Origin of the sequence: Roseovarius sp. (genome assembly GCF_018066915.1) — a bacterium.
Taxonomy (GTDB): domain Bacteria; phylum Pseudomonadota; class Alphaproteobacteria; order Rhodobacterales; family Rhodobacteraceae; genus Roseovarius.
In genome coordinates this window covers 1-7,467 of the sequence record NZ_JAGPVV010000032.1, presented here as the reverse complement: position 1 = coordinate 7,467, position 7,467 = coordinate 1, and the positions used below count along the sequence as shown (strand labels likewise).

At 63.4% G+C, this 7,467-nt stretch carries 7 protein-coding genes and 1 pseudogene; 5 read left to right on the top strand and 3 right to left on the bottom strand.

Going from position 1 to position 7,467, the window contains the following annotated elements; genetic code table 11:
* Positions 1-765 (top strand): annotated as a pseudogene (locus KBT70_RS01800) (hypothetical protein); the annotation flags it as partial.
* A gap of 76 nt (positions 766-841) precedes the next feature.
* Here the strand turns inward: KBT70_RS01800 and KBT70_RS01795 are convergent.
* Positions 842-2,350 (bottom strand): aldehyde dehydrogenase (NADP(+)), encoded by a 1,509-nt coding sequence (locus KBT70_RS01795; protein WP_296628076.1) that lies wholly within the window; start codon positions 2,348-2,350, stop codon positions 842-844.
* Positions 2,351-2,530: 180 nt separating this feature from the next.
* On the opposite strand from KBT70_RS01795, the gene KBT70_RS01790 reads away from it, so the two are divergent.
* The 4 genes from KBT70_RS01790 to KBT70_RS01775 all read left to right on the top strand — a co-directional run bounded on the left by KBT70_RS01790 (position 2,531) and on the right by KBT70_RS01775 (position 5,459).
* Positions 2,531-3,337, top strand: coding sequence for a transporter substrate-binding domain-containing protein (locus KBT70_RS01790; protein ID WP_296628074.1), 807 nt, complete (start codon positions 2,531-2,533; stop codon positions 3,335-3,337).
* Between the two features lie 75 nt (positions 3,338-3,412).
* On the top strand, positions 3,413-4,078 hold the full coding sequence (locus KBT70_RS01785; protein WP_296628072.1) for an amino acid ABC transporter permease: 666 nt from the start codon (positions 3,413-3,415) through the stop codon (positions 4,076-4,078).
* Between the two features lie 12 nt (positions 4,079-4,090).
* On the top strand, positions 4,091-4,744 hold the full coding sequence (locus KBT70_RS01780; RefSeq protein WP_296628069.1) for an amino acid ABC transporter permease: 654 nt from the start codon (positions 4,091-4,093) through the stop codon (positions 4,742-4,744).
* Positions 4,737-5,459: an amino acid ABC transporter ATP-binding protein gene (locus KBT70_RS01775; protein WP_296628066.1), complete on the top strand. Its 723-nt coding sequence runs from the start codon at positions 4,737-4,739 to the stop codon at positions 5,457-5,459. Before KBT70_RS01780 ends, KBT70_RS01775 begins: the two co-directional genes overlap by 8 nt.
* Before the next feature lie 26 nt (positions 5,460-5,485).
* Here the strand turns inward: KBT70_RS01775 and KBT70_RS01770 are convergent, their stop codons facing one another.
* Positions 5,486-6,727, bottom strand: a complete 1,242-nt coding sequence (locus KBT70_RS01770; RefSeq protein ID WP_296628063.1) for an FAD-dependent oxidoreductase — start codon at positions 6,725-6,727, stop codon at positions 5,486-5,488.
* A gap of 21 nt (positions 6,728-6,748) precedes the next feature.
* On the bottom strand, positions 6,749-7,467 hold a 719-nt coding region (locus KBT70_RS01765; protein ID WP_296628061.1), incomplete at its 5' end, for a proline racemase family protein.

Sequence of the window (7,467 nt, the reverse complement as noted above, 5' to 3'; positions counted from 1 at the left end):
GCCCCGCGCGCACCGCGCGACGACCGGCCCGAGCGTGCGCCGCGCGCGCCGCGCGAAGATCGCCCCGAACGCGCCCCGCGAGAGGATCGCCCGGCCCGTGCCCCGCGTGAGCAGCAGGCGAGCCGAGAGCATCACGCCCCGTGTGACAGCGCGCCGCGTCCGGCCCCCAAACCACGCCCGAAACCGGCCGGTGCGCCGCCCGCCGCCATGACCCGAGCGGTTGAAGAGGGCACCGTGACGCCCTACCGCAAACCCCGCGCCGAAAGCAGCGATGCGCCGCGCCCTGCCAAAAAGCCGTGGTCCGGTGACAAGCCTGCGGCCAAACCCTTTGGCAAGCCTGCCGGAAAGCCAACCGGGAAACCATCTGGCAAACCCGCCGGAAACGCCGCAGGGGATCGCAAACCGGGGGCCAAACCCTTTGGCAAACCCGAAGGCCGCCCCTACGCCAAGTCCGATGCCAAACCCGGTGCCAAGCCCTATGGCAAACCGGCGGCCAAATCCGGCGACAAACCCTTTGACAAGCCGCGCGCGCGCCCCGCGCCCCGCGATGCCGAACCTGCCGCGCCCAAGCCCAATCTGGCGGCGGATACCTCCAAACGCTTTGTCCCGCCCGGAGCGGCCAAGAAACCCGGCAAACCGGGTGCAGGCCCAGCCAAGACCTTTGCCGGCAAACCAAGTGCCGCCAAACCCAAAGGCAAAGGCGCCCCACCCAAGGCCCGCGCCGGTTTCGGTGGCAGCACGCCGCCCAAGCGCGGCAAGCCGTAAGCTCTGACACCACCCTATCTAACACATCAGGCCGGGAATTTCCCGGCCTGAGTGCTGTCATGGGCTGCGCCTCGTCCTACGCCTCGGGCAAGAGGCCCTCTGGGATGTTCTGGTAGCAGACAGGGCGCAGAAAGCGGCGGATCGACAAGGTGCCCACCGAGGTTGCGCCGAAATTGGTGGAGGCGGGGTATGGTCCGCCATGGACCATCGCATCGCAGACCTCGACCCCGGTCGGGAAACCATTGGCCAGCACCCGGCCTGCCTTGCGCTCCAGCACCGGCAAGAGGCGGCGCGCAAGGGTGGTGTCGCCCGCGTCCATGTGCAGCGTTGCGGTCAACTGGCCTTTGAGGCTCTGCGCGACTGTCAGCATTTCCTCTGCATCCTGCGCCACCACGATCAGGCCAAGGGGGCCAAAGACCTCTTCACTGAGCGCGTGATTGCCCAGCCAGTCGCGCGCGGCGACCTGGAACAAAAAGGGTTTCGCCTGACGCTGATCGCACATCGCGGTCAAAAGGTCCTGCACCCCCGGCTGCGTGCCCATCTGCGCCGCGCCCTTGGCATAGGCCTTTGCAATGCCCGTCGTCAGCATCACCTGCGCGCCACTCTCGCTCAGCGCCGCGCGGGTGGCCTCGGCGAAGGCGTCGGCCTCCGGCCCGGCCAACACCACCGCAATGCCGGGGTTGGTGCAGAATTGGCCTGCGCCCAGTGTCAGCGATCCCGCCCAACCTGTTGCAATCTCTGTCCCGCGCGCCGCCATGGCAGAGGGCAAGAGGAACATCGGATTGACGCTGCCCAATTCACCGAAGAACGGGATCGGATCGGGCCGAGCCGCGCAAAGATCAAAGAGCGCCCGCCCCCCGGCCAGCGAGCCGGTAAAGCCCACGGCGCGGATCAGCGGGTGCTGCACCAATGCCTCACCCACCGCGCGGTTGCCGCCCTGCACGAGGCTGAAGACACCGCTTGGCATGGCGCATTTCAGGGTCGCCGCATGGATCGCCTCAGCCACCACTTCGGAAGTGCCGGGATGCGCACCGTGACCCTTGACCACAACCGGGCAGCCCGCCGCAAGCGCCGCCGCCGTGTCGCCCCCCGCTGTGGAAAAGGCGAGCGGAAAGTTCGACGCGCCAAAGACCGCCACTGGCCCGATAGGCCGTTGGATCATCCGCAGATCGGGACGCGGCAGGGGTTTGCGATCAGGCAGCGCGGCATCGTGGCGGCGGTCGAGGTAATCGCCCTTGAGGATATGATCAGCGAAGAGCCGCAATTGCCCAGTGGTGCGCCCGCGCTCTCCCTCCAGCCGTGCGGCAGGCAGGCCGGTTTCCCGCGTGCCGATCTCGGTGATCTGTGCCCCCCGCGCCTCGATCTCATCCGCGATGGTATGCAGAAACGCGGCCCGGTCGGCGCGGCTGGTGGCACCATAGGTCCAGAACGCCTCTTCCGCCGCCTGCGCCGCGCGGTCCACCAACTCCGGCGTGCCCACGGAAAACGCCTGCCCCGCTCCCTCTGCCGGATCGGACAGGAATGTCTCTTCCGTGCCGATCCACTCTCCTGCGATCAAATGCTTGCCGTGCGGGGTGAATGTCATGGGGGGGTCCTTTCGGTCTGGGGAAGCTGGTCATTGCGCACAACACCTCTTCCAACAAGGTTTTTCACGGTCTACCGATTTTTTTCCCGACATGCCAGTATTTTTCTTTTAGGAAAATTATTGCAAAAAAGGACCAAAGGCCTCATGCTGAAAAAAGAATCAACAGAGAGGGGACCACCAATGAAAAAAATGACAGTTTTCGCCGCCCTGCTGGGTATGACCAGCATCGCCGGCACCGCTCAGGCGGACAAGCTTGACGACATCATTTCCTCGGGCACCTTGCGTTGCGCCGTCGTGCTCGACTTCCCGCCCATGGGGATGCGCGACGCCAACAACGTGCCGATCGGCTTTGACGTCGATTACTGCAACGATCTGGCCGCAGCCCTTGGCGTAGAGGCAGAAATCGTCGAAACCCCGTTCCCCGAGCGTATTCCGGCGCTGATGTCGGGCCGCGTCGATGTGGGCGTCGCCTCGACCTCGGACACGCTCGAGCGGGCCAAGACGGTCGGGTTCTCGATCCCCTATTTCGCCTTTGAAATGGCCGTGACCGCCAATAGCGGCACCGGCATCACCTCTTACGAGGGGATGAAGGGCCACACCGTCGGCGCGGTTGCAGGCACGTATGAGGCCATCGCACTCGAGGCGCAGGTCAAGGAATGGGGCGAGGGCGAATTCCGCCCCTACCAGACGCAGGCCGATGTGTTCCTGGCGCTCAGCCAAGGTCAGCTTGACGCGACCGTGTCCACCTCGACCGTGGCGCAGGCCAATGTGCAGTCGGGCAACTACAAGGACATCTCCGTGGTGGGCTTTGCCCCCTTCGACACCGACTATGTGGCGCTTTTTGCCAAGCGAGACGAGTATGGCTTTCTCAACTATCTCGATCTTTTCGTGAACCAGCAGGTGCGCACCGGCCGTTACGACGAGCTCTATGAAAAATGGGTTGGCGGCGAAGTGCCGAAACTGATGGTGCCGAACGCCTATCGCTGATAGCCTGCGCAAGAGTTGGCGGCGCGGACACCCCGCGCCGCCAATTGCTATTTCCCCAAGGGGCGGGGTGTCCTGATGTTCAATTATACCTTCCAGTGGAATCAGGCGTTCAACCGTCTGCCGCAGATGCTCGACGGGGCGCTGGTCACGATGGAGATTGCGATCCTGTCCATGGCCTTGGGCATCGCACTTGCCATCCTGCTCACCGTGTTCCGGTTGTCGGGGTCACGCCCGCTGATGGCCTTTGCAACCACTTGGGTGGAAATCGCCCGCAACACGCCTGCCCTCTTTCAGATCTACATGGCGCATTTCGGCGTCGCCAGTTTCGGCATCCATTTCAGCCCTTTCGTGTCGATCCTGATCGGCATCACCTTCAACAACGCGGGCTATCTGACCGAGAATTTTCGCGGCGCGCTCAAGGCAATCCCCGACACCCAAGGCCGCGCTGGCCGCTCTCTGGGCCTGACGCAGTTGCAATCCTTTCGCTATATCATCGCGCCACAGATGCTGCGGATCTCGTTTTTGCCGATGACCAATCAGATGGTCTGGGCAATCCTGATGACCTCGCTGGGCGTGACCGTGGGTATGAACAGCGATCTTTACGGGGTGACGCAGGACCTCAACGCGCTCACGTTCCGCACCTTCGAGCTTTTCGCGCTGGCCGCCGTGATCTTTTACCTGATCACGAAAACCATCACTCTTGGCGGCCGCCTGATCGCGGCGCGGCTCTTTCGGTATTGAGGGGACACGCGCATGTTTGACACCGCCCTCACCGCCAATGACCTTGTGTTTCTCGCCAAGGGCGCGGGGATCACCATCCTTGTCACCGCGATTTCGGTGGTTATCGGCACCCTCTTGGGCATCCTCTTTGGGGTGATCCGGGTGCAACTTGGCCCGGTTTGGGCCGCCCCGCTGACCTTCTTTCTCGACATTTTCCGCTCTGTGCCGCTGCTCATTCAGCTTGTCTTGGGCAATGCCTTTGTCGGGATGGTGCTGCAACTCCAGATTTCGGGCTTTACCGTGGCCTGCATCGTGCTGTCGCTCTACACCTCGGCCTATTGCGCCGAAATCGTGCGAGGGGGCATTGATGCGGTGCCGGAAATCACCCGTCGCGCGGCACGGTCGCTCGGCCTGACATGGGGTCAGGACATGCGCTATATCGTGCTGCCACTGGCCACGCGGGTGGCGCTGCCGTCGTGGATCGGTCTGGCGCTTGGGGTGATGAAGGACTCGGCGCTGGTCTATGTGGTGCAGGTCACGGAACTCTTGAAATCCACCCAGATCCTCATCACGCGCCTGCAAGAGCCGCTGTTCCTGTTGCTCATCTGTGGTGCCTTCTACTTTGTCATCAGCTTCCCGCTTGCCCGTTTCGGCGGCTATCTCGAAAAAAGGTGGTCCAATGATTGAGATCCAGAATGTCCGCAAATCCTTTGGCGAGTTGGAGGTTCTCAAGGGGATCGACCTGACGGTGCAGCGCGGCGAGGTCGTGACCGTGATCGGCGGCTCGGGGTCGGGCAAGTCAACGCTGCTGACCTGCATCAACGGGCTGGAGCCGATTGATAGCGGCCGGATCACCATCGACGGCACCGAGGTGCATGCCAAATCCACCAACCTGAACAAGCTACGTCGCAAGGTGGGCATCGTGTTTCAGCAATGGAACGCCTTTCCGCATCTCACGGTGCTGGAGAATGTCACATTGGCCCCGCGCAAGGTGCTGGGCATGGCCAAGGCTGAGGCCGAGGCGATTGCCGAAAAGCAACTGCGCCATGTCGGCCTGGGTGACAAGCTGACGACCTATCCCTCGCGCCTCTCGGGCGGGCAACAACAGCGCATGGCGATTGCCCGCGCATTGGCGATGTCGCCCGATTACATGCTCTTCGACGAGGTAACATCGGCGCTTGATCCGCAGCTTGTGGGCGAGGTTCTGGAAACCCTCAAGATGCTGGCCGAAGAAGGCATGACCATGATCTGCGTGACGCATGAGATGGGCTTTGCCCGTGATGTGTCCAAGCGGGTGGCGTTCTTTCATCAGGGTATCATGGCTGAAATCGGCGCGCCGGATCAGCTTTTCGGTGATCCGCAGCATCCCGAAACGCAAAAGTTCCTCGCCAACGTGCGCTGAGGGCACGCGGGGCGGTAGAATGTTGCCTAGAAACGGCGCGCGTCGAACGGTGCCAAGGCAATCGCCGGATCGCGCCGCGCGGCAAGCGCCGCCACCAGCTCCCCTGTGCCCGCCGATTGCGTCAGGCCCAGATGCCCGTGGCCAAAGGCGTAGATCACCCGGTCGGCGCGCGGCGCGCGCGAAATGATCGGCAGGCTATCGGGCAGCGACGGGCGGAACCCCATCCATTGCGTGCCGCCCTGCGGATCAAACCCCGGCAGGAAATCGCGGGCTTTGCGCAGCAGCGTTTCGGCGCGCTTGTAATTGGGCGCAAGACGCAAGCCGCCCAGTTCCACCGCCCCGCCGACGCGCAGCCCATCGCCGATCTTGCTCACGACAAAGCCGTGATCGGCAAAGGTCAGATGCGTGCGCAGATCGAAACTGGCGGTGGAAAAGGTGGTGTTATAGCCGCGCTCGGTTTCGAGCGGGAGGGTGTCGCCCAAGGTGCGCGCGAGATGGTGCGACCAGGCGCCCGCCGCCAGCACAACCTGATCGGCGCGGATCGTGCCGGCCGCGGTCTCGATCTCGACACCGTCCCCCACCTGCCGCAGCGCGCGGATATCGGCGATCTCGATCACGCCACCCGCGGCCACGAACCGCTGCGCCAGATGTTCGGTCCACCGCGCCGGATCGACCGTGTTCATCCAATCGGGCGTATAGCCCGCATGGGTGAAACGCGGGCTGAGACCGGGCTGAATCTCAGCCAATGCGCCGGGGCTTTGAAGCAGGTCGAACCGCACGCCATGCTTGCGGCGCAAATGCCATGCTGGCAGGCTCGCGCGATAGGCGGCCTCTCCTTCATAGACCTGCAATTGCCCCTCGCGGCGCATCAACGGTTCGCCTGACACGTCCACAATCAACCGCTCTAACGCGGCGCGGGAATGGTGCATCAGGCTGGCCTGTGCCGCCACCGCCGCCGCATAGCGATCCTGCCAACTCGCCCGCCAGAACCGCAGCATCCACGGCAAGAGCGGTAGCGCGTAGGCAGGCGGGATCGACAGTGGCCCCAAGGGATCAAGCAACCATTTCGGCGCCTTGCGCAGGATGCCGGGGGTCGCCAGCGGCTCGATATCGGTATAGGCAAAGGCCCCGGCATTGCCGCGTGAGGTCTCGGCGGCGACGCCCTTGCGGTCGAGAATACGCACGGAATGGCCGTCCCGTTGCAGCGCAAGGGCACTTGTGACGCCGATAATACCAGCACCGATAACGAGGATTTCAGAGCGCGCCATGGGGCACCTTTGCCGTAAGGGTCAGAGACGGATACCGTTGCGGAACGGATCGTTGGAATCGAACAAGAGCGTGCTTTCGGCCATGACATAAGCCCTCCCGGTGATCGACGGAATCACGCCGCCATTCGGGCCGGGGGTATAGGACAGCCGATAGGTGCTGCCGATCACGCTTTCCTGCACAATCTCTTGCCCCACTTCCAGCCGCCCCTCGGCAGCCAAACAGGCCAGCCGCGCCGAACATCCCGTGCCGCAGGGCGAGCGGTCATAGGCATTATCGGGGCAAAGGACAAAGTTGCGGCTATGAACCGCCGCATCGTCGGAGGGGCCGTAAAAGATCACGTGATCCACGTCTATCCCCTGCGCCTGCACCGCTTCCCGCACAGCAATGGTGGCATCGGTCAGCGACCGGATATTGCCGGAATGGACGGGAATGGGGCTGGGATCGACAAGGAAAAAGAGATTGCCGCCATAGGCCACATCGCCAGAGACCGCGCCGATACCCTCAATCTCGACCGTGACGCCGGTATGGGTGCGGCGGCTCTCGATATTGGTGACGGTGACAGTATTGGCGTCGATCAGATCGACCGTGACGATGCCCACGGGTGTCTCGATCCGGTGCGTGCCCGGTTTGATCCGGCCCATATGCGCGAGCGTGACGACAAGGCCTATGGTTCCATGACCGCACATACCCAAAACCGCCTCGGCATCGAAATAGATCACGCCGGTGACGCAGCTCGGAT